This is a genomic window from Rhodococcus sp. USK10, from assembly GCF_019378875.1.
Classification (GTDB): domain Bacteria; phylum Actinomycetota; class Actinomycetes; order Mycobacteriales; family Mycobacteriaceae; genus Rhodococcus_F; species Rhodococcus_F pseudokoreensis.
The window spans coordinates 4,181,080-4,202,553 of the sequence record NZ_CP076048.1 but is presented as its reverse complement, the minus strand read 5'-3'; the positions used below and the strand labels follow the sequence as shown (position 1 = coordinate 4,202,553).

Sequence of the window (21,474 nt, the reverse complement as noted above, 5' to 3'; positions counted from 1 at the left end):
GATGCCGGATAGATAGCCAAGCCCTGACACCACACCCGCGAAGGATGGTTCGACCGCGGTCGGGATCGAATGACACCCCGAAAGTACCAATCCCCGTCAAAAGCCGAGGCCCCCGGCACCGTTCCCGCACTCAGTCGGGAGTTGGTCGTTCGCCATCGGCTCTGCACGCCTCCGCAGCGTCTGCCTGGCAGGATTCCACAACACCAATCCGTCCTGCCCGTCCTGCGCAACCACCCCATGTGCCCGCGACCCCATCACTCCGCACAGTTCAGCCCAGTCGGTTTGCTTTGCGCGCGAAGTGGGTGTCGGCGGACATGAAAAACTGCCCATGGGCGGTCACGAAAGTGCCCGGTAGTGGCCACGAAACTGCCCGCTGACGGACACGAGTTTCTGCCCACTGGCGGACACGAAACTGCCCACTCGGGTGTCTCAGCTGTACGACACGTTCGATTTTCTTCCCGATCGCCTCCCCGGATCGGGGCCTCTCCTCGGGTTCGCTCGACGGTGCTACCACGCCGAAACGCGAGTCCTCGAGGAGAGGCCACTGTGAAGTCTGCCAAGGAAGCCATGGAAATTCTTGCCGCCTACGACCTGACGAAGTCGTATCGTGCCGCCGCCGCGTTGGCGGGGTGCTCGCATCACACCGTCGCCCGCCTCGTCGCCGAACGCGACAGCGCCGGTGGGCCGAGCACGCCGCGGGAGAGGAGACCGATGTTGATCGACGAATATCTACCGAAAATCGAAGAGTGGGTGGAACATTCGAAGGGCCGGGTTCGCGCCGACGTAGCCCATGACAAGCTGCTGGCCCTCGGATTCACCGGCACCGAACGCACCACCCGCCGTGCCGTGGCCCGGGTCAAGCGCGCCTACCGGCTCGGACACACCCGGGTGCATAGGCCGTGGATCACCGAACCCGGGCTCTGGTTGCAGTATGACTTCGGTGACGGCCCGGTCGTCGACGGCGCCAAGACGGTGCTGCTGTGTGCGTGGCTGGCCTGTTGCCGGCACCGGGCGGTGATCCCGTTGCGGGACCGCACCGCCCCCTCCGTCTACGCGGGCCTGGACCGGATCTTCCGGCAGGTCGGTGGTGTCCCGACGTATCTGCTCACCGACAACGAGAAGATGGTCACCACCGAACACATCGCCTCGGTCGCCGTCCGCAACCCCGGCGTGGTCTCGTTCGCCCGGCACTACGGCCTGGTCGTCAAGACCTGCCTGCCCGCCGACCCGGCCACCAAGGGCGGGGTGGAGAACACCGTCAAGCTGGCCAAGGCCGACCTGGTGCCCACCGACCACAATCTCGCCGCCCAGTACGACAGTTTCGACGACCTCGAGGCCGCCTGCACGCAGTTCTGCGACCAGGTCAACACCCGCATCCACCGCACCACCCGCCGCATCCCGGCGGAGATGCTCGCCGAAGAACGGCTTCACCTGCACCCGGTCCCGGCCGCCCCGCACACCGTGACCTGGGGTGTGACCCGCACGGTCCCGGACAACACACCGATGGTGTCCTTCGAGAACGGCCAGTACTCGGTGCCGCACACCCTGCGCGGGCAGACGGTGTGGGTCCGCGCGCACGGCGCCGGTGTCTCCGAGCGGATCGTCTTCGTCCACCACGGCGAGGGTGGCCCGGTCGAGGTCGCCCGTCACCGGCGGGCCCGCCCCGGCTCCCCGCAGATCTGCGACGAGCACTTCCCGCCGCCTCCTGCCGGGGTCCTCGACCGTCAGCCGATCCCGCGGACCGACGCCGAACGCGCGTTCTGCGACATCGGTGCCGGTGCCCGGCTGTGGTTGTGTGAGGCCGCCGAGGCCGGCACCGGGAAGATCCGGGTGAAGATGGAGCACGCGGTGTCGCTGGCGAAGCTGCTCGGCGCCGAACGGGTCGACTGGGCGCTCGGGCACGCCGCCGCCTACGGGCGCTTCGCCGAGGGCGACCTGATGGCGATCCTCGACGCCCACCCCACCGGCGCCGCCTCGGATCGCACCCACCGGGCCGACGAATCGCGGTCCCTGGCCCAGGGCACCGCCGGGTGGGCCCGGTTCGGCGCTGCCCCGATCCTGACCGAACTCGCCGACCCCGACGGCACCGAACCCTAACGCCGACCACACGCAGGGCTATCTAAATCCACTGTGCTGCAACAGCATCAGAACGTCATGCAAACACCGACCACAGGAAGGTTGTTCTCGTGAGCACTGCACCACCGGCGTCGCCGCCGTTGCCGGCCGACCTGGAAACACTGCTGCACCGGCTGCGGCTGCCGCACATCCGCCGCGCCGCCCCCGACGTGCTGGCCACCGCCCGCGCCCAACGGTGGGAACCGGCCGAGGTCCTCAAGGCGTTGCTCACCGAGGAGGCCGCCGGGCGGGAACGCTCGGCGCTGGCCACCCGCCGCGCCGCCGCGGCGTTTCCCACCGGCAAGACCTTCGACGCGTGGAAACCGGAACTGTCGTCCATCCCGGCGCCGACCCAGCAGGCGCTACGGACCCTGGAATGGATCGACCGGCGGGAGAACCTCGTGGTCTGCGGCCCGTCCGGCACGGGCAAGACATTCTTCCTCGAGGCCCTCGGCCAACACGCCGTCGAACACGGACGAAAGGTGTTGTGGTTCACCCTCGAAGACCTCGGAACACTGATCCGTCGGCATCGTGCCGACGACTCGGTCTCGGGTGCCCTGACCAAGCTGTTGCGCGCCGATCTGGTGGTCATTGATGACATCGGCCTGTTGCCGGTGGCCGCCGACGCCGCCGAAGGCCTCTACCGGCTCGTCGACGCCGCCTACGAGAAACGCGCCCTTGCGCTCTCGTCGAATCTTCATCCCTCCGGACTCGACGAGCTGATGCCCAAGACGCTGGCCACCGCCACAGTCGATCGGCTCATGCATCACGCTCACCTGTGTCAGACCAGTGGTGATTCGATCCGGATGAGCCAAGCCCTCGCCGGCACCGGCACCCTACCGCTCACCTGAGCAACACGGTGGGCAGTTTCGTGTCCGCCTACGGGCACATTCATGTCCGCCCACGGGCAGGTTTCGTGACCGCCTATGGGCAGAAACCAATGTCCCTTGACAAGTGGGGCCCATCGGCTGACCGTTATATTCTGGTGCCACACTTTCTCGAGGTGAGCGCGATGATTGGTGTGGTGTCGCGAGTGACGGCGGCTGGTAGTCGATGGCTGACATCGACCCGTTAAGGACCCAACGCGCTCTGGACACCTCAGATGTCTCGGAGCTGGCAACCGTCGGCCTGTCCGACATCGTTGAGATCGGCCGCGGTGGTTTCGGCATCGTCTACCGATGCATGCAGGAGGAACTGGACCGCACCGTTGCCGTCAAAGTCCTCACCGGCGACCTGAGCGAGGAGAACTGTGCGCGATTCCTCCGTGAACAGCGCGCGATGGGAAGGTTGACCGGGCACCCCAACATCGTCAACGTTCTCCAAGTGGGGATTACCGGTAGCGGGCGCCCGTACCTCATGATGCCCTACTACCCGCACGGGTCGCTCGAGACCTGGATCCGGCGACACGGCCCACTCTCCGTCGATGAAGTCCTCCAGCTCGGCGTCAAACTTTCCGGTGCGGTGGAATCGGCACACCAGCTCGACATCCTCCATCGCGATCTCAAACCCGCAAACATCCTGCTGACCGATTACGGTGAGCCCGCTCTGACCGACTTTGGGATTGCGCGGGTCGCCGGCGCCTTCGAGACCGCCACCGGAGCCGTGACGGGATCGCCGGCGTTCACGGCGCCGGAGGTTCTCAAGGGTGATCGGCCGACGTCACGTGCCGACGTATACGGACTCGGCGCAACGCTCTTCTGTGCCCTCACCGGGCACGCGGCCTTTGAACGGCGCAGTGGTGAGCAGGTCGTCGCCCAGTTTCTGCGGATCACCTCGCAACCAGCCCCGGATCTGCGGGAGGAGGGTATCCCTGACGATGTGGCCGCAACGATAGGTCGTGCGATGTCTGCGGATCCGCGAGATCGGTATCCCACTGCAGCTGTGTTCGGTGAGGAACTCCGCAGCATTCAGAACCGTCGTCGACTTCCCCTCGACGAGATGGCGCTGCGAACCGACCCCGGTGGCACGCGAGCTGGACGCACGCAGCGGGAACGCTCAGCGTCCAAACCAGTCGGAGGTGGTCAGACGAGAAATCGGCCGGCCCCGAAGGCGAGCGGGAACCTACCGGTCGAGCTGACCAGCTTCGTCGGTCGCCGAACCGAACTCACCGAGATCAAGCAGTTGCTCTCGGTCTCACATCTGGTGACGTTGACCGGCATGGGAGGCGTCGGAAAGACGCGCCTGGCACTACGGGTTGCCGAGAAGGTCAAGCGGAACTTCGCCGACGGCGTGTGGCTCGTGGAGTTGGGTGAATTACGTGACGACTCGTTGTTGATCGGATCGATTGCGGGTGCTTTGCGGTTACGAGACCGGTCCGGCCGGCCCCTTCTCGAGGTGGTGTCGGAGTACATCGCAGCGCGTGAACTTTTGCTCGTGCTGGACAATTGCGAGCAGGTGGTCGATGCGGTCGCGGAGCTGTCCGAGAAGCTGTTGCGGGTCTCTCCGAGGCTCCGGATTCTCGCAACCAGCCGGGAAGCCCTCGGCATCCTCGGGGAAGCAACCGTGCGGGTACGCCCTCTGGCTGTCCCGGATCCCGACCGAGGGCCCTCATCTCAGGAGATGCCCAACTACGACGCGGTGACGCTGTTTGTCGAACGCGCGACCTCGGCACTGCCGACCTTCGGTCTCACCGAGAGCAACAGGGACGTCGTCGCGCGCATCTGCCGGCATCTCGACGGTCTTCCGCTGCCGATCGAGCTCGCGGCCGCACGCCTGCATGCTCTCTCGCCCGAACAGATCCTTCAACGACTCACCGACCGCTACGCACTCTTGACCAGCGGAAACAGGGGAGCGCCGACCCGTCAGCAGACGCTGCGGTCCTGTGTCGACTGGAGTCACGACCTGTGCGCTCCGCAGGAGCAACTGCTGTGGGCACGGTTGACGGTCTTCGTGGGGAGTTTTGATCTCGCTGCCGCAGAGAATATTTGCGGTTTCGACATGACTCCAGCGGGGTTCCTGGATGCGGTGATGTCTCTGGTCGACAAGTCGATTCTGATCCGCGACGACGCCCAGGAGGACGTCCGCTTCCGCATGCTCGAGACTCTGCACCAGTACGGTCGGGAGAAGGCCCAACGGAGTGGCGAGCTAGAACTTCTGCAACGCCGGCATCGGGACTGGTACGTTCGGCTGGCGCTGGACGCGGAGGCCTCGTGGATCAAGTCTGACCAACTTCCGTGGATAGCCAGACTCGATCGTGAACAGTCGAATCTCCGTGCGGCTCTAGAGTTTTGCATCGCCGAGAACGACCCCGAAGGATTGCGGTTCGCCGCCGCTCTGTACGCGTTGTGGGGTGGGATCGGGCTGTATACGGAGGGCCGGCGCTGGCTTGATCGCATTTTGTCCAGCACGTCGGGCCAACCGACCGTGGATCGGGTGAAGGCGCTGTATATCGATAGCTTTCTGGCCGACATGCAAGGGGATCTGTCTGCCGGACGTGCGTTGGTCGAGGACGCCTACCTCCTCGCCGGGCAGGACACCGAGCCAGAAAGTCGTATGTATGCCACGCATGCCGATGGCCTATTGGCCTTTTTCAGCGGCGAACTCGCCCGCGCCTGCTCACTGTTGAGCGAGTCTGCCGAAGCCGCTCGAGAGTCTGGACTCGCTGGACTGCAGGTCGAGGCGCTCACGATGATGGGGCTGCCCTACGAGTTGCTGGGAGATCACCAGCGATCGATCGATTGCTACGAACAGGTCTTCTCGATCACCGAACCGGGAGAATCGGTGTATCGATCGTATTCACTGTGGGCAATGGCCATTACGCTTTGGCGTCAGGGCGAAAGTGAGCGGCCCGCGGCCCTTCTGGCGGAGGGCATTGTTCAGTTGGGGAGACTCGTGCACGACCCTGTCGGTACCGCGATGTGCCTCGAGGCCCTGGCGTGGATCGCCGGCACGAACGGCCAAACGCAACGGGCGGTTGTGCTGATGGGGGCGGCGGAGAAGATTGGAGACACGGTCGGTAGCTCCCCCTCCTATCTCCCTAACCTCTTGGTGCACCATGAGGAATGTGTGCAGAACGCTCGCGAGCAGTTGGGTGATCGTGCGTTTGCGGAAGCGCACAGCGAAGGCCAAAGCTTCGGTCTCGAAGGAGCCGTCGCTTATGCGCTCGGTGAGCATCAACCGCAGGAACAACGACCACCGGGTCATAAGCTGACCAAGCGCGAGATTCAGGTGGCCGACCTGGTAGCCGAGGGGCTGACCAACCGAGCTATTGCTACGCGGCTGGTGATCTCACCGCGGACCGCGCAAGGTCACGTCGAGCACCTTCTCACCAAGCTCGGATTCACCTCCCGGGCACAAATAGCGGCGTGGGTGGTGGCGCATCGAGACGAGCGCGGCACGCCCTGACGCCTTTCCTCTCGGCTGACCGACGAGGGTGCCGTCAGTCGTTGAGCACATCGGTGCCGCAACCCCAGGACTCGGGCGGTCAGGAAACCGATCACTCGGCAAATGCCCGGCTGGTCTCTGCGCGCAGCCACTGGGCCGCCTGCTGCCGGTATCCGTCGATGCCCTTGTAGGCGGCGATGTCATCGGGAAGTTCGGTGATGATCTTCGCCAGTTGGTCGCTCCACGCGGGAATGGTCGCGATCTCGGCGAGTGGGGCCATGTAGGTGTGGATGTTGAACACGAGGGCTCCGGTCATCGGCAGGCGGATCAGATGTTCGAGCTCGATCCGTAGGCGAATGCGTCCGAAGTCGCCGTCGGCGATCAGTTGGGGAAGGTCGTGCTCCCACTCCGGTCGGGTTTCGAGGCTGGTGTCGCGGTGCGGTGAGCCGACGGCAGAGAAAGTCCAGTTCACCCGGCGGAAGACCCGATCGCAGGTCAGTCGGCGCATGAACTGTTGGGCCCGGCCGGTGACACCGTTGGCGGTCAGTCCGGGGACTGGGCGGTGGATTTCGTTGAAACTCATGCCGATGTCGAACTTGACCGACCAGTCCGCGGCGAAGGTCACGATCGCCGCGTCGAACCAGAGTTGATCGTGTCGGTCGGTGAGCAGCAGGATGTCGTCGGGCACCTGGCAGCCGATGTAGGTCAGCGGGTCCTCCGGCAAGGTGGCGAGGTCACCGAGCACGAAGTGTTGATCGAGTTCGAGCAGGGTGTTGCGCCAGTGGTAGCGGCCGGGGCCTTCACCGGTCAGCTGCATCACATCCGGATACGAGGTGGACAGTTCTCGCATCAGGTACAGCATGACGTCCCAGCAGGCGGGCATCATGTGCGGCAGGATCTGCACCCGTCCGGGGTCCTTCTGCAGGATTTCGCGTTTGAGCGCCATCATCGCTGCGTACTCGAATCCGAGGTCGACGATGTGTTCGCCCCAACCACCGGCGGGGGTCGGGGTGTAGCGGGGTGCCGGCTCGACGTTGACCGCGTAACGGAAGGTGTCCTCGTCGGCGGGGAAGGGCCAGGGCAGACCGGACAGGTCGCTCTTGAGCAGTTCAATCACTGTGTAACTCCCGAACTTTCGGTGACGCCTCGGATCGAATCGTGGCAGTAGGTCAGGCGACGGAGGCGAGGTAGCTGGCATGGTGAGTGGAGGTGTGCGGGCGGACCAGCAGGACGCGTGCGCATCCGGCACATTCGGTGGTCTCACCCGGTCGGGTAGTTGCCCGGGTACCGGTGCCGCAGTGCGGGCAGAAGATGGTGATGATCTCACTGGGCGTCATGTGCACCAGAAGCTCGCAGGGCAGAACTCCGGCATCGCGGGCGATCGCGATCGCGTCCATCACCTCATGCGCAGGTCCGGCGATCAAGAGCCGGCTGCCGACGGTACTGGCAGCAATGAGCCCCTCGATGTCCTCGGCCCCGACGAGCGGATAGGTGACAGCGGATAGCCCGGCGGCGTCGAGCTCGCGGGTCCAGCGGTCCAGGACGGCCGTGACCTCACCGCTGCCGCCGAACCCGATCAGGTGATAGTGGCGGCCGACGAGATCCATGGTGGTGGCGGTGATGCCGACCCCGGCGGTGGGCGCGGGGGTATCGGCGACGATTCCGATCATGAAAACCTCCGATCATGAAGCGCTACTCGAGGATGGAGCCGACGGCTCAGGGGTACCGGGGCTCTGGTCAGGGTGCGACTGCGCCGAACTCGCGGAGCCATCGCAGTCCGGGTCCGCGGGTGCGCGTGATGCCCTTGTAGTCGGCCATGTCGCTGGGCAGGTCCTCGAGGACCCGATAGAGCCGCAGGCTCCATTCGGGGACGGAGGCGATCGCGGCGAAGGGAAGCAGGTAGGTGCGGATCAGGAACATGATGGCACCCGAGTGTGGGAGGCGGATCAGGTGCTGAACCTCGGTACGCAGGAACAAGCGGTCACCGACCTCCTCGAGTGGCCCGTCGGCCAGGGTGCGACGGTCCCTCCCCCACTGCGGGTATGTCTCGGTCGACGTGTCGAGTTTGCCGTCGACGGTGAGCGTCCAGTTGGTCCGCCGATAGCTCTGTCCCGGTTCGAGTCGCATCAGGAAGTTGTGGGCCCGGGTGATGATCTTTTCGTCGTGGATCCGGGGAACCGGGCCGTGGATTTCGAGGAAGCTCATGCCGACGTCGAATCCGAACGACCAGTCTGCGGCGAAGGTGACCACACCGGCATCGCCCCAGAGTTGGCTTTCGCGCTGGTCGAGAAGGACGAGGTCCTCTTGGATCTGGGAGGACAGGTACAGCAGCGGTGGTGCCGGCAGACTGGCTGAGTCACCGATCACGAAGATCTGGTCGATGCCCAGCAGCGTGTTGCGCCATCGGTAGGTGTGGTGCTCGAGCCGGTCGAGTTCCATCTCGGGATACCCCTGGGCGAGGTCGCCCATGACCGTGAGCATCGCATCCCATGCTGCCGCCTCCATGTGCGGTAGGCACTGGTGCCGGGAGGGGTCTGCGGCCAAGATGCGGTCCCGTTCGGCGAGCTCACGGTGGTAGTGCCGATCGACGACGATGCGGTGTCCGCCCCAGCTTCCGGCGGCGGTGGGTGTCGATGCCCCGGACGGCTCGACATTGGTGCTGTATCGGTACTGGTCCTTCGGGAACGGAAACGGATAACGGGCCAGGTCCTCGGCAACCGGGGCGGGACGTGATGTGGTCATAGGTCGAGTACCACCTCGGCTCCTGCGGCCCGGGACACGCACGGCATCATCGCGTCCCCGTCGGCTTTCTCCTCGTCGGTGAGGAACAGGTCGCGATGGTCGATGCTGCCCGCGTGGACGCCGATCCGGCATTCACCGCACACTCCTTGCCGGCACAAGTTCGGCACCGCGACGCCGGCGCCGAGGATGGCGTCGAGCAAACTCTGCTGCCCGCCGACCGACACCGTGGTGCCAGTGCGGGTCAGACGTGCCGTGAACGGCTCCCCGGCGGCGGAGACAGCCGAGGAGAACGGTTCGGAATGCAGCCGCTGCGCCGGCCACCCGAGCCGTGTGGCGGCCTCGGTGACGGCGTCGATCATCGCTGCCGGCCCACACGTGTACAGGTGGGTTCCCATTGTCTGGCGGGTCAGGGCCGGTGTCATATGTGCCCAGAATTCGTCGGGAGTCTCCACGACTGTCAGCCGCTCTCCGCACAGATCGACGAGTTCGTCGTAGTGGGCGCCGAACCCGGCCCGGAAGGAGTAGACCACTTCGAATGAGCGACTCCACTGCACCGCCGCCCGCACATGCGAGAGGATCGGGGTCACACCGATTCCGCCCGCCACGAGCACATGATGGCGGGCGTTCGGGACGGGAGCAAAGGCGCTGCGGGGCCGAGACACGCTGATCGTGTCACCGACCGACAGTGCGTGCACCCACCGCGAACCCCCGTTTCCGTTGCGATCGCGCCGAACCGAGATCGAGTAGTGATCGGGCTCGATGGCGGGGCCGGTCAGTGAATACGCGTTGCGATGCCCCGCCTGCCAGGTCACCGCGATGTGGCTGCCCGGCGTGAACGAGGGCAACCTTGCTCCGTCAGCCGGTTTCAGCACCACCTGGCGAATGTCCTGGCACAGCAGTGCCGTATCGGCGACGACCATCGATAGGTCAGCCGTCCTCACCGGCGATGCTGCCGCGACTTCGACGACTCCGGTCACATCAATTCCTCCGAGTCTGCTCGGTATCCCATGTAGGCGTGGTGCCGCCGGGAATAGTGGTAGTACACCGTCAACATGGAATCGCATCCACCACAGCGCATTACATCGCCGATGCGGATAGCGGTCACGGTCACGGTGCGGCAGTGCGCACAGAACACATGCCGCGACGGTTGCCGGTATCCGCTGTCGCCGTCGACACTGATGCAGGTCAGCTCGGTGTCGAGGGCCCCGCAGGCGGTAACTCGGGCACGAACCTGCTCGAGGTGATGCCCGGAACCGACAACGGTGAATCGCCAACCCACCCGGGCGGGTTCGAGAGCTTCGGCCAGCGCGGAATCGGTCGCATCGATCAGAGCTATGGTCTGCGATCGATTCGGCGGAAGCCGCCGGACAACGGCCTGTGCCGCTGTCCGGGCCGCAGCTCCGACGGCAATGACCAGGTGCCAGAGGGCTGACTGTTCGGGTACCACCGCATCCGACGCCGTGGGCCACCGTGGGATGCTGGTGGTGGTCGGATCCACTGCCATAGCGTCTTAGGGTGCGAACGAGCGGTGGCCGACATAGAAGGCAAGGGCACCTTCGGAAGTGGTGAACCGGATTCGTGAACCCTTCGGAAAGAAGATCGCATCCTTGGCACGAGCGACCTGGGTTTGTCCGGTATCGAGGTTCTCGAGCAGGAAATCGCCCTCGAGAACCACCTTCATCTCGTCGTACTCGTAGAGGTAGTCGAGCGGGGCGTCGGAAGGACGGAGCTCGAAGTAGCCGGCGGACATTTCCGACCCGTCCGGATTGGCATAGACGTCATCGATGAAACCCTCGGTTCCTGGGTACTGATCGATTGGCATCTGCGGCAACGATTTCCAGAACTCGGCCGTCACCCGGAACGGCGTGACGGATGGGCTTGCGGCAGAACTGGTGCTCATGAATTCTCCTGACAACGTATTCCACTGGGAGTGGACCCAATATATGGACAGGAGACGGAGGCGTGGGTTACGAACCTGTAAATGACGCTCCACAAGCCGGGCCGGGCAGAAAATGCGCAGGTCGCAGCGTTATGCCGAAAATAATGTCATATTATGGAAATCCTCGTAACGAAACGGACATCATCGGTGGGGGTGAGTGATCCGCCCCGCTCGCTCACCTACCGCACCGTCACCGCATCCACTTTGATGCCGGCGCCAGTGCCATTTCGCGGCAGTCCGACTGCGTATCGCCCCTCCGGCACCTAGTCACCTCTCTGTCGCCGCCCAAGGCAGGATCGATCCGTTGATCAGCGACGACACCAACTCGCCTGGCAAAGATGCCGTCCGTCTCATCCCCACTGCGCAGCACCGTCTGAGACACGGTCACGACTCAGTGCAAGTCGGTCTGGTCGAGCAGCGACAGCAGGTCGGCGAGGAGTTTGTCGGTTTTGTCTTCGATGCCGTCGAGGATGTCGGTGACGTCGTCGAGGTGGGTGTGGGCGTTGCGTCGGGCGGCGATGCCGCGGTCGTAGTAGCCCTGATCCAGCTCGACATCATCGACCACGTCCGGGACCGGCGCATCCTCGCCCGACCTCGTCGGGGGCTGCCAGGTCGGGGGCCGCTTGTGTACCGGCGCCTGCCCAGCCAGGTGAGCCCGGACCAGGACGGCGATGGAGTGCCCGGTCAGCGGAGTCGGATCGTAGGGGGTGTGTCCCCACCGATCGATGGGCGTGAGCAGCGGCTGTTCGTCGCGGCGTGCACTGTTCGCGAACGCCGATAGGCTCATTCCTTTGTCGAGGTGGCCGGCGAGGAGCTTGGTGCTCGGATACCGGTCCAGGAATCCGAGCACCTCCACCCAATTGCTATACACGGCAATAGGTTCGACACCGGATTCGGCGGTGATGCGCACCCAGCCCTCACCCGCCTTGACGACCAGCGCGTCGCGCTCGGTGGTGACGTCGGTGCGGCGGAGCCGGGCGATCTCCTCGAAACTCAACCCGGCGGCGGCCAGGGTGAGGATGAGGGCGTCGCGGCGGCCGAACAACCCGCCCGGCCACCCGGTGACCGGAAGCCCAGGCACCACCTGCGCCACCCGCTCCCCGACCCGGGCCAGCCGGTCGGCACGCGCAGTGCTGAGCAGCTGCCGGATCGTCTCCGCCCGGCCCGGGGCCGGCACCCCAGCCTCGGCGTGGACAACGTTGATCGCGGCGACCCGGCGGCGTTGCGTGCCGTCGGCCGCCGAGTGATCGGCGAGGAACTCCGCCAACACAGACGGGTGCGCGGGCAACGATCGGTGGTCGCACGCTGTGCACCAGTCGACGAACAGCGCCCAGTCGTACCGATACCGACGCGGCACCACCGGATCCGCGCTGTTACCCACCGATGGTGTGATGGCGCCGAGGTCGACGTACACGCTCAGAGGCCGATCTCATTGACCGCGTTCCCAACGAGTGGGGTGTGTTCGCGGGCGTAGAGCTCGACCATCGCGGGCGTGACATGTCCAGTCTGCCGCATGATCGCGTGCGCGTCGGCGCCGTTGCGGAACGCCTGGGTGACGAACCCGGCCCGCAGCGAGTGCGCACCGAGCTGCGCGACGACGTTCTCGTCGTAGCCGGCGGCCTGGGCGCGGCGGCGGATCGCCGCGTGCACCGACGCCCCCGACAGCGCGGTGTCGGACAGGTTGCCGTTCTTGGCGATCGCCCGGAACAACGGCGCCCGGGCCCGCATCCGCGGCAACCCGGTTCGGCAGACATGACCCTCGAACGGTAGGGCGGTGCGCAGCAACCGGATCACCCCGGGTCGCCCGGAGAGATCGTATGCGGCGACGACCTGCGCCCACCGCACATACGCGCACGGCGGGCAACTGTGATGGTGGGTGGTGAACGGCAACGCCCGCACCGTCCCGGTGCCGTCCTGGTCGGTCTTCGACCGCCGCAACCGCACATGCACCCCGTCCAGCCGGTGCACGGTCACGTCCCCGCAGTTCAGGGCGACGAGTTCGCTGCGCCGGAACGCGCCGGCGAACCCCATCAACAACAACGCGCTGTCTCGGCGCTCGTGCACCTCGGTGGCCCAGCCGGTAACAGCTTCCCTGGCGGATCCGACGATGGTGACGACGTCGTCGACCAGCAACGGAGCCCGCGGGCTGCGGGGCCGGTCGCCGTTGGTGGCGTAGGTGCGGCGAATCCCGGACAGGGTGGAGACCACCAGGGCCTCGGTGCACGGGTTCCGCAGGTTCGCGGTGCGGTGGTAGTGGCCGATCACCGACACCCACCGGCTCAACGTCGACGGGGAGTACGCCTTCTCCCCCACCTCGGTGAGGGTGTCGGCGGCGTCGACCAGATACGCGGCCACCGTCACCGGATGGGCCGGCAACGCTGTGTGTCCGTGGGTGTGGCACCAGCTGCGGAAGCGACGCCAGTCCGAGGCGTAGACGCGGCGGGTGCCCGCCGATTGGGACGCCTCCAGCACCCCGCCGATCTGCGCCACCGCCTGCTCCGACAGCTCCGGAACCGCACCCCACCCACCGGCGGCCGGACTCAACCCTGCTGGCGTGCTGGCGGTTCCCTCGATTCTCACACCGGGAATCTACCCACGGTCACCGACACCACCAGTCACGCCGCCGATCAGTGCCGAGAGCGGAACTGCTCGTCGGTCTGCATCACCAGCACGGCAGCGAACGCCGCACTCAGCAAACCCAGCAGAAGCAGCACATTCATCCTGTTCCCCTTGTGGTGTCAGCGCGCACCGTCTGGGCGACCGGTCGGCGGTCGTCGGCGAACATGGCCTCGATCCTCGCTTTGATCTCCGCGGTGCTCATCGCACCGCTGCGCCGCACCGGCGGCCGCGAGGTGATCGAAGACGCCGGAATCATCGAGGCTGTGGTCATGCGCGCCCTGCCTTTCATCGTGTCCGCGGACTCGGCACATCCAGTTGGTGTGCACCCCTCGTCACAGTGATGTGACCCGCTTCACATTTTCTGTAGTGAAGGTTGTACATCACCAACGGCCCCAACGCCAACCCTCCCCTGCCACAGCACAGTTGGCATCCTTCGCGACTCGGAGCCGCGGCGCGCGCGACAGCCGTTCGGCATTCCCACTTGGCGCTCCAAGGAAACCAACACCCGGCTATGCATCCCTCGCCGAACGGATCGTCGCCGGATTCGGCCAGTGCGAAACCGGCGCGACTCTACGCACCCAGTTCGACCACCTGCTGCTCACCGCCCACGAAGGAGCCCGGCGCCCCCGTATAGACCACAGTCCCGCGGGCGGCGTCGTTTGACCGCAAAACGGAACCGGGACTATGGCACCCGATTCGAGCACACCGGATGTCAGGCACCGTGTCGGGTCAGCCGCCAGCCGCGGTGGGCGGCGGTGAAGCCGGAGATTGCGCCGAGGACCGCGCTGATGATCAGGCCGGCCGCGAGGAATGGGATGGGGTTCACCGATTCCATCCGCCCGGCGGTTTCTTCGGCGCCGAGGGGTTCGTAGCTGCCGGTATAGAAGTGCACCGGGTACGACAGCCACCAGGCGAACAGACTGGTACACACCAGGCCCACGCCGAGTCCGAGGGCCGTTCCGATCAGCATCAGTGTCCGCACCAGATCAACTTCGCGATCCTGGGCTGTGCTGTTACCGAGACCCGCCCCCGGCGCCGGCTCGTCACAGACATTTCGGCCTCCACTTGCACGAAATCCACGGTCGCGGCACTATATCGGCCCTCTTGTCCTCGCTCAAGATAGTTGTCAGGGGAGCAAGGCCTGACCTGCGGTGCAACAACTATTCTGAGCGGCGGTGGAGACAGTTGTTCAAGATAGTTGTCGTAAATCCTCGAATCAGCCTCGCAGGAAGTCCGGGCGGCGTTGCTGCTCTCCCATCGGCCGCCCGCATGTGAGCCGTTCGGCCGCGCCTGCTGCTGCGACCGCGTCCGTCGGCAGTCGAGGCCCGGTGAGGTCCGGGCTTCGCCGGGTCATCTTACGGTTTCGGCGGGTCCTATCCGGGTGTTGTGACGCTGCTCGATGCATCGTGTGAGCAGCGAATCGAACACGCCAGCCGGGACGGCGCCGTCTGTGACGGTCTCTGTGAGGCAGCCGATCGTTTCGTGTTGGCCCATCGGGTCCATGTGCAGCAGCCGGTTTCGCCATGCAACGTCGGCGAGGAATGTGGTCAACGCGACGGTCACAGGGTATTCGGCGGTCCGGCAGATCGCCGACGACAGAAACCACCGCTTGGGGTCCGGTTCGAGAACGGCCAACCGAGCGTGGATGGACCGGAACGGCCACGGCAGTCTTTGGTGCCACTCGTGGACAAGGTAGGACGCGTCCTCGAATGCGTGACGGACCTGTTCGCGGCCGAACCGCACGATCAGCCGCTGGTGGCGGCGTTGCGCCGCGAGGACATCGGGCAGCGTCGAGATGTCGATACGCGGCCACCGGTTCTCGCAACTCAGCACCGGCCCGCCGGTCCAGATCCAGTGCCGCTGGCACAGCACCTGCTCGTGGGTTGCCCACACGCGCACCGGTCGGGTCCGTCCGCGCAGACCTGCACAGTACGGGCAGTAGTTCGATGAGCCGACCGCCGCGGGGCGTCCCCGCAGCGCCGGGTAGGTGGTGACGTCGTCGGGGGTGCGCAGTTCGGGTAGCGCGAAGACCAGTGTTCGCTCCGGTAGGCCCGTGAGGTCGTGGACGGCCTCTCGGTCGGGGATGGCGGCGTTCGTGACGTGGTTTCCGAATTCGTCTCCCGGCAGTCCGTTTGCCTCGGCGAGCCGGTGTAGGTAACTCGAGAGATGCTCGTTGGGAAACGGAGCGACGCGGCGGGGCAGACGGCGCCGGAAGTGGTGGCGGGTCGCCGGAGGAATCATGCGCCGACGGCGGCACGGTGGGCGGTCGCGGACTCAGCGGCGTGGTCGATGATGGTGTCGTCGAGTGTGCTGCGGGTGATGGCCTCGCCGCCGGAGAGGATCGCACTGATCGCCGCCACGCGGATCAGGTGCGAGAGGCTGCTGATCGATCCGCCGGTGCGTTGGTGGAGATATTTCGCGTTGCGGGTCAGCGTGCCCGGTGTGTGGGCGTGGAGTCGCAGCGCGGATTCAAGGGAGGCGACGAGGGCTTTCCATTCGCCGTCGTAGGTGAAGGAGCCGGTGCGTACCAGCACCGAGCGGGCGGAGATCTGCTGGCCGCGCATTCCGGTGAATAGGCCTGAGCGTTCGACGTTGATTCCGGCGTAGACGAAGGTGGCGGGCATGTGTTCGGTGAAGTACTTCAGGTGATCGGACATGTCCTCGCCGACGCTGGTCGCCAGGTTCAGGTTGTGGATTTCGTCGACGATTACGAGGTCGGTGCGGGCATCGGTGAGCACGCGGCAGACGGAGTCGGCGATGTCGGTGGTGTTGTGGCGTGATTTGTCGGGGAGGCCGAGGAAGTGCGCGAACTCGGAGGCGAGTTTGCGTGGGGAGCCCTTCGGTGGGGTCGTGATGTAGACGACCGGGATGCGGTCCTGGCCGGGGTATTTGCGGCGGACGTTCTGTTCGTGGACCTTGCCGAGCAGTTTGATCCCGGTGGTCTTGCCGCTCGCCCACGGCCCGGAGACGATCAGCGCGCGGCGGGCGCCGCATTCACGTTGGTTGAGCAGGGTCAGCAGCCGGCCCTGGTGGGTGAGGTGGCGGACCGTGGAGGTTTCGATGATCACCAGTTCCGAGTGGTAGGCGATGCGCCGGTCGTCGTATCCCGTCCGCTGGGCTGGTGACAACGCGTCCCGGGCGGGGGCGGCGAGGAGGGTGCAGGTGGCGGGTGTGGCGTCGACGAAGGAGCGCCACCCCTCCAAGGTGACCGAGGGGACTTGGCGCGGATCGAGCTGCTCCTCGTCCGCCGACGCTGTTACCACCATGTGCGGGACTCCTTTTCGGCGTCGAAGACGGGCAACGGGATAATGTCGGCGACGTCCTCGGCGTCTTCGGGCGCGAACATCGTCGCCGCCGGCGGCGGGTCCTGGGACGTCGGCATCGGTGCGGCGGTGGCCGCGCGGGTGCGGGCGGCCACCCGCCTGTCCTTCGCGGTCTTCGTGCGGCGCTTCTTGCGGGGACGTGGTGGCGGTGTCGGACCGGCCCGGTCGAGCAGGTCGTCGACGGCGGCTTTGATCGTGTCCTCCGACGGCGTGGCCTCGCCGCGTTCGGCGACGATCTTGCGGGCGTGCTCCCACGCGGCGTCGCCGAAGGGCTGCGGCATGGCGTGCAGTTGCCGCCAGTAGGCGAGGATGAACCCGCCGTCCTGGTGGTTGCGCACCCAGACGCGGGTCACGTCGTACGGGTCGTAGTGCACCTCCCACCGCTTGCCCAAGGCTGTGCATCCCGAGAGTTGGCCACGGTAGCGGTTGAGTTCCTCGCTGTCGTATACCCGGTGGTTGATCTTGATGCCGTAGGAGTTGATGACCCGAGGCGTCGACGGCAGCAGCGCGATGTAGTCATCGGGCGACAGCGGGACCGGAACATAGCCGGCGACGGCGAGCAACGCGGCGTACTTCTCGTTGGGTGTCAGCACTCGCTGCGGGTTCATCGGATCACGCAGACCGTCGTGGGGCCGGTTCTGCCAGTGAGTGACGATCCACTCGTCGAGCAGGTCCTGCAGTTCGATCAGGGAGAACACCGCCCGCTGGTCGGCGTCGGCGCCGCGGTGTTCGACCGAAGCTCCGAGATATCCGGTAACATACTGGGCGAAAAGCGTTTTCGCCGATTCGAGGGTGCGTTCGATGATCGGCTTGTCGGTAGGAGTGTCCTCGTGCGCTGGCTGCGCGTTGATCCCCAAGGTGCGGCAGGCGCTGCGGAACGTCGACGACACGTACACGCTGCCGTGGTCGTAGACGATGGTCTCGGGCACGATCACCGGGCGCGCCGCGGCGTTCTCGAGCCGGTCGTCGACCTGACGCATCAGCCGGTACGGCAGCGCGGAATAGGCCATCGACACCGCCTGTGGCCAGCCGGGACGCATCGGCTCGGGGGTCATCGACCTCGCCAGCAGCAGGGACGCGTCCACCGCCCTGGTCGTCGGGCGCAGGACCGCCGCGGCGACCGTGCGGGTCGCGACGTCCACGAGCCCGGTCAGCTCGACGCGTCCGCTCACCTCGTCGTCGAGGCGGATCGCGACGTCGAAAGGCGTGGAGTCGATCTGCATCCATTCACCGGGCCGGATGGCCACCACGGTCCCGAACGGGCCTTCGGGCTGGTGGGCGAGGGTCCGGCGGGTGCGGGCCGACCCGGTCGCGTGGCGGGCTTCCCGCAGCCGTCCCAGGAGCCTGTTGAACGTCTGCTGCGATGGGATGGGTACCGCGTCGTCACCATGTTCGGCCTGGACTGCCCGGTCGACGGCCCGTTTCAACCGGGTAGCCGTTCCGGTCGAGGCGGTGGTGTTCTCCACGAGCGCGTGACGCAGGGCATCGACGTAGCGTTCGTCGACACGGCCGGTCGGCGAGGTCCGGCGTATCGGGCGTTTGTCGATCAGCGCTTCGAGTCCGGTCGCCGCGTAGCGGCGCCGGTAGCGTTGGAACACCTGCAATGACATCGGACGATCCGATTTTGCGAGTTCACCGATCTTCGCGAGTTCACGTTGCCGGAGCGTGGTGCGGGTGACATCGTATTCGGGGCGCGGCGCACACCCGATGCCGTCCTCGGTCATCGGGATTCCATCGAGCACTTCAGTGACGTGCGCCTCGAGCCACACCGCGCGCTCGCGTATCCGCGGGGGCAAGGCGTCGAAGTATGTGGGCACGACGGGCCGACGCCGGTGGGCCGACGAAACGATCTCGAATGTCGGATCGCCCAGCAGCGCCGCAACCTTCATCGCGGTGGTGCGGCCGTCAGCGGCAGCGAGCATGGCGACGTACCCGTCGATTCCGACCAACTCGTAGGCCATGTCGCTGACCCGCACGAGGTCGCCCAGCCGCAGTTGGGCCGTCGCGGTCACGCCGCATCACCGGCTCTGACGACAGTATCGAGCGTCAGCGGTCTGTCGGCGAGGTCGGCGTGCAGCCGTTGACGCCACAGGAGGTGAAACAGAGTCGGCAGCACGATGATTCGCTCGCCAGCCGCGTCCGCCAACATGTGGATCGGCATACCGGTCGTGCTGGACACCGCGGTGACGAGCGCGTTCGCGATGCCGTCGGCAACCACTCGATCGTGCCGATACCCGGCGAGCCAGCGCAGATTCGCGGCCCGCACCGATGGCTGCTCGCCGATCCGGCGATAGGTCCAGCCGACCTTGTCACACACCCGGGCGGTGGCCTCGAACGCCGTCACGTCGTCGGGTCCGATTCGATCGTCCGGGCGCACATCGACGACGACGCCACCACCGTCCGCCGACCGCAGGAAGAAATCCGGTGTGTGTGCTCGACGCCGCTCACCACCGCCGGGGTACTCGAGCCGGAACGGTTGTGCGGCGATCCCACAGATTTGGGAATCGAAGTCCGCCTCGACGAGGAAGTCCCGCTCAACCCACGACTCGAACGTCACGTGACGCCCCGTGGTTGCACACCACCATTCCCCGGCGAAACTCCTCATCCCCTTGAATGAGGGACACGAGCGCACCGGCTGAACGTGCTCGAAGTCGATCGTCCACAACTCATCCGTCGACACCGCGAGCGCGGCATTCCCGCCGGCGGGGAGATAGGTGACCGTCTCGCCGCCGACCCGTGGACGCGCAGACGCCGCGGAGCAGACCGGCACACCCACAGCGTAGAAGCCGAGAGTTCCGAACCCTGACAACTATCTCGAGCGTGTCGCGGGCAATGCAGCAACTTGAGTGGAATTCCGACAGAAACACTGAGCGAGGACACCTCTGCAGAGCAAAAGGTATGCTCACCAGCACTTTTAAGCGATACGTTGCGTAAATGTTTTTTTACAGCACCAACCCCGTACAAATCCGCGTACCCGCTCAGATCGGTCAACGGCGCACCCGATAGCGCAGGTGAAGCACCCGTTTGCCCTGAATCACCACGTCAGGATCCTCCAACAGGTGCTACGCGTGGACCGACCCGAAGTAGCGCTTGCCGGACCCGAACACGACGGGTACGACGTCCATGCGCACCTCGTCGACCAGGCCCGCGGCAAGCACCTGGCCACCGACGTCGCCAGCGGCGACCTCGACGCCGTCGACGAAGTGAAACGGCGCCTCGGGGTCTCAGCCCTCGGGCTGCGGCCGGTGCGTCACGACGACCACGTGGTCGATCCCGCCAGGAGGCTTCCCGTCCCAGCCGTCCGTCATGTCGAAGACGTGGCGGCCGACGAGTGTCGCCCCGATCTGGTCCCAGTACGGCCGGGTGTAATCGTAGGACGTCTGCGACACCTTCACCTCGCCGCTCTCGTCCAACGGGACGTCACCGCTGGACAACCAGTCGAACAGCGGTCCGGGCTGGTCATTCTCGTCCGCGACGAAGCCGTCCACCGACACCGAGCTGTACATGACCACCTTGCCCACGGGGCTCTCTTTTGCTTTGGGGTGCACCCAAATTTAGCGTGTCGTGAGCTGTCGCTCTTGTAAGAAATCAATCGGCCGGCCGCGGCCAGCTGTCCAGCACGTGGCCGGGATGTTCGCGCAGGAACTGCCGCCGGACTCCGTACACACATCCGCTTGGCGTGGTGAAACTGCCCTCGGTGTGGCCTGACCGATGATTTTTTCGCGCCGTGCTGGTCTGTGCACCGAGTACCGACTCACGGGAGGCTGAGACCATGCGGAAACTGACCTTCGCCATGAACGTGAGCCTGGACGGCTACATTGCCGCACCCGGCGACGACCTCGGCTGGAGTGTGCCGAGCGACGAGCTGTTCCAGTGGTGGTCCGACCGGGTGAGGGCGACAGGCACAGCGCTGTACGGGCGCAAACTGTGGGAGACGATGAGCTCCCACTGGCCGACCGCCGACCAGCAGCCGGGTGCCACACCGGCGGAGATCGAGTTCGCCCGCCGCTGGCGGGACATGCCGAAGGTGGTGTTCTCCTCGACGACCAGCATGGTCGACTGGAACACCCGCCTGGTCACCGGCGACGCGGTCACCGAGATTGCCCGGCTCGAGGCCGAGGACGGCGGCCCCATGGAAATCGGCGGCGCCACCCTCGCCGCAGTGGCCATGCGTGATGGGCTGATCGACGAGTACACGATCGTCACCCACCCGGTCCTGGTAGGTGGCGGTACGCCGTTCTTTGCGGCCCTGGACAACTGGGTGAACCTGACCCTGGTGGAGACCGGGACGTTCCCTGACGGCGTGGTCCTGACCAGGTACGAGACCAGGCGCTGAGTACCCACCCTTGGATCGGCGTGGGCTTCGGGCCGGCACTGATTCAAATTTCGCATTGCGCCACCGGCGTCCCCGGG

18 protein-coding genes and 1 pseudogene are annotated in these 21,474 nt (G+C 65.9%); 5 read left to right on the top strand and 14 right to left on the bottom strand.

Features of this window, described 5'->3' with window-relative positions:
* Window positions 1-546 precede the first annotated feature (546 nt).
* The 3 genes from istA (at window position 547) to I1A62_RS26285 (ending at window position 6,459) form a co-directional block, all read left to right on the top strand.
* Complete coding sequence (gene istA, locus I1A62_RS26295) at window positions 547-2,097, top strand: IS21 family transposase (RefSeq protein ID WP_219455192.1); 1,551 nt, start codon at window positions 547-549, stop codon at window positions 2,095-2,097.
* Between the two features lie 89 nt (window positions 2,098-2,186).
* The gene (gene istB / locus I1A62_RS26290) at window positions 2,187-2,966 is read left to right on the top strand and encodes an IS21-like element helper ATPase IstB (protein WP_219455190.1); all 780 of its coding nucleotides are present in this window, start codon (window positions 2,187-2,189) and stop codon (window positions 2,964-2,966) included.
* Between the two features lie 202 nt (window positions 2,967-3,168).
* Window positions 3,169-6,459: a protein kinase gene (locus tag I1A62_RS26285; RefSeq protein ID WP_219461078.1), complete on the top strand. Its 3,291-nt coding sequence runs from the start codon at window positions 3,169-3,171 to the stop codon at window positions 6,457-6,459.
* Between the two features lie 91 nt (window positions 6,460-6,550).
* Here the strand turns inward: I1A62_RS26285 and I1A62_RS26280 are convergent, their stop codons facing one another.
* The 8 genes from I1A62_RS26280 to I1A62_RS26245 all read right to left on the bottom strand — a co-directional run bounded on the left by I1A62_RS26280 (window position 6,551) and on the right by I1A62_RS26245 (window position 13,693).
* Window positions 6,551-7,555 (bottom strand): DUF3445 domain-containing protein, encoded by a 1,005-nt coding sequence (locus tag I1A62_RS26280; RefSeq protein WP_219461076.1) that lies wholly within the window; start codon window positions 7,553-7,555, stop codon window positions 6,551-6,553.
* A gap of 52 nt (window positions 7,556-7,607) precedes the next feature.
* Window positions 7,608-8,108 carry a dimethylamine monooxygenase subunit DmmA family protein gene (locus tag I1A62_RS26275; RefSeq protein ID WP_219461073.1) on the bottom strand — a complete coding sequence of 167 codons (501 nt, stop codon included), beginning with the start codon at window positions 8,106-8,108 and terminating at the stop codon, window positions 7,608-7,610.
* Between the two features lie 67 nt (window positions 8,109-8,175).
* Complete coding sequence (locus tag I1A62_RS26270; RefSeq protein ID WP_219461071.1) at window positions 8,176-9,180, bottom strand: DUF3445 domain-containing protein; 1,005 nt, start codon at window positions 9,178-9,180, stop codon at window positions 8,176-8,178.
* Window positions 9,177-10,157, bottom strand: a complete 981-nt coding sequence (locus I1A62_RS26265; RefSeq protein WP_374710832.1) for a 2Fe-2S iron-sulfur cluster-binding protein — start codon at window positions 10,155-10,157, stop codon at window positions 9,177-9,179. The genes I1A62_RS26270 and I1A62_RS26265 overlap by 4 nt, the downstream gene beginning before the upstream one ends.
* Entirely contained in the window at window positions 10,154-10,684 is a 531-nt protein-coding gene (locus tag I1A62_RS26260; RefSeq protein ID WP_257890933.1) for a dimethylamine monooxygenase subunit DmmA family protein, read from the bottom strand. The genes I1A62_RS26265 and I1A62_RS26260 overlap by 4 nt, the downstream gene beginning before the upstream one ends.
* 6 nt (window positions 10,685-10,690) lie before the next feature.
* Window positions 10,691-11,080 (bottom strand): ethanolamine utilization protein, encoded by a 390-nt coding sequence (locus I1A62_RS26255; RefSeq protein ID WP_219461437.1) that lies wholly within the window; start codon window positions 11,078-11,080, stop codon window positions 10,691-10,693.
* 430 nt (window positions 11,081-11,510) lie between these two features.
* A complete protein-coding gene (locus tag I1A62_RS26250) occupies window positions 11,511-12,533 on the bottom strand; it encodes a hypothetical protein (RefSeq protein WP_219461065.1) in 1,023 nt (340 codons plus the stop codon).
* Between the two features lie 2 nt (window positions 12,534-12,535).
* On the bottom strand, window positions 12,536-13,693 hold the full coding sequence (locus tag I1A62_RS26245) for a site-specific integrase (protein ID WP_257890968.1): 1,158 nt from the start codon (window positions 13,691-13,693) through the stop codon (window positions 12,536-12,538).
* A 158-nt stretch (window positions 13,694-13,851) separates the two neighbouring features.
* Between I1A62_RS26245 and I1A62_RS26240 the strand changes: the two genes are divergently transcribed.
* Entirely contained in the window at window positions 13,852-14,079 is a 228-nt protein-coding gene (locus tag I1A62_RS26240; protein ID WP_219461056.1) for a hypothetical protein, read from the top strand.
* A gap of 371 nt (window positions 14,080-14,450) precedes the next feature.
* Here I1A62_RS26240 and I1A62_RS26235 read toward each other — a convergent pair whose 3' ends face one another.
* The 6 genes and pseudogenes from I1A62_RS26235 to I1A62_RS26210 form a co-directional block, all read right to left on the bottom strand.
* Window positions 14,451-14,720: a hypothetical protein gene (locus I1A62_RS26235; RefSeq protein ID WP_219461054.1), complete on the bottom strand. Its 270-nt coding sequence runs from the start codon at window positions 14,718-14,720 to the stop codon at window positions 14,451-14,453.
* 368 nt (window positions 14,721-15,088) lie between these two features.
* Window positions 15,089-15,979, bottom strand: coding sequence for a TniQ family protein (locus I1A62_RS26230; RefSeq protein WP_219461052.1), 891 nt, complete (start codon window positions 15,977-15,979; stop codon window positions 15,089-15,091).
* Window positions 15,976-17,004: an ATP-binding protein gene (locus I1A62_RS26225; RefSeq protein WP_219461050.1), complete on the bottom strand. Its 1,029-nt coding sequence runs from the start codon at window positions 17,002-17,004 to the stop codon at window positions 15,976-15,978. The genes I1A62_RS26230 and I1A62_RS26225 overlap by 4 nt, the downstream gene beginning before the upstream one ends.
* The gene (locus tag I1A62_RS26220) at window positions 16,995-18,950 is read right to left on the bottom strand and encodes a Mu transposase C-terminal domain-containing protein (RefSeq protein WP_257890967.1); all 1,956 of its coding nucleotides are present in this window, start codon (window positions 18,948-18,950) and stop codon (window positions 16,995-16,997) included. Before I1A62_RS26220 ends, I1A62_RS26225 begins: the two co-directional genes overlap by 10 nt.
* 119 nt (window positions 18,951-19,069) lie before the next feature.
* The gene (locus I1A62_RS26215; RefSeq protein ID WP_219461047.1) at window positions 19,070-19,831 is read right to left on the bottom strand and encodes a TnsA-like heteromeric transposase endonuclease subunit; all 762 of its coding nucleotides are present in this window, start codon (window positions 19,829-19,831) and stop codon (window positions 19,070-19,072) included.
* Between the two features lie 217 nt (window positions 19,832-20,048).
* A pseudogene (locus I1A62_RS26210) lies at window positions 20,049-20,582 on the bottom strand (dihydrofolate reductase family protein).
* Between the two features lie 251 nt (window positions 20,583-20,833).
* On the opposite strand from I1A62_RS26210, the gene I1A62_RS26205 reads away from it, so the two are divergent.
* Window positions 20,834-21,397, top strand: a complete 564-nt coding sequence (locus I1A62_RS26205; RefSeq protein ID WP_219461046.1) for a dihydrofolate reductase family protein — start codon at window positions 20,834-20,836, stop codon at window positions 21,395-21,397.
* Window positions 21,398-21,474: the final 77 nt, after the last annotated feature.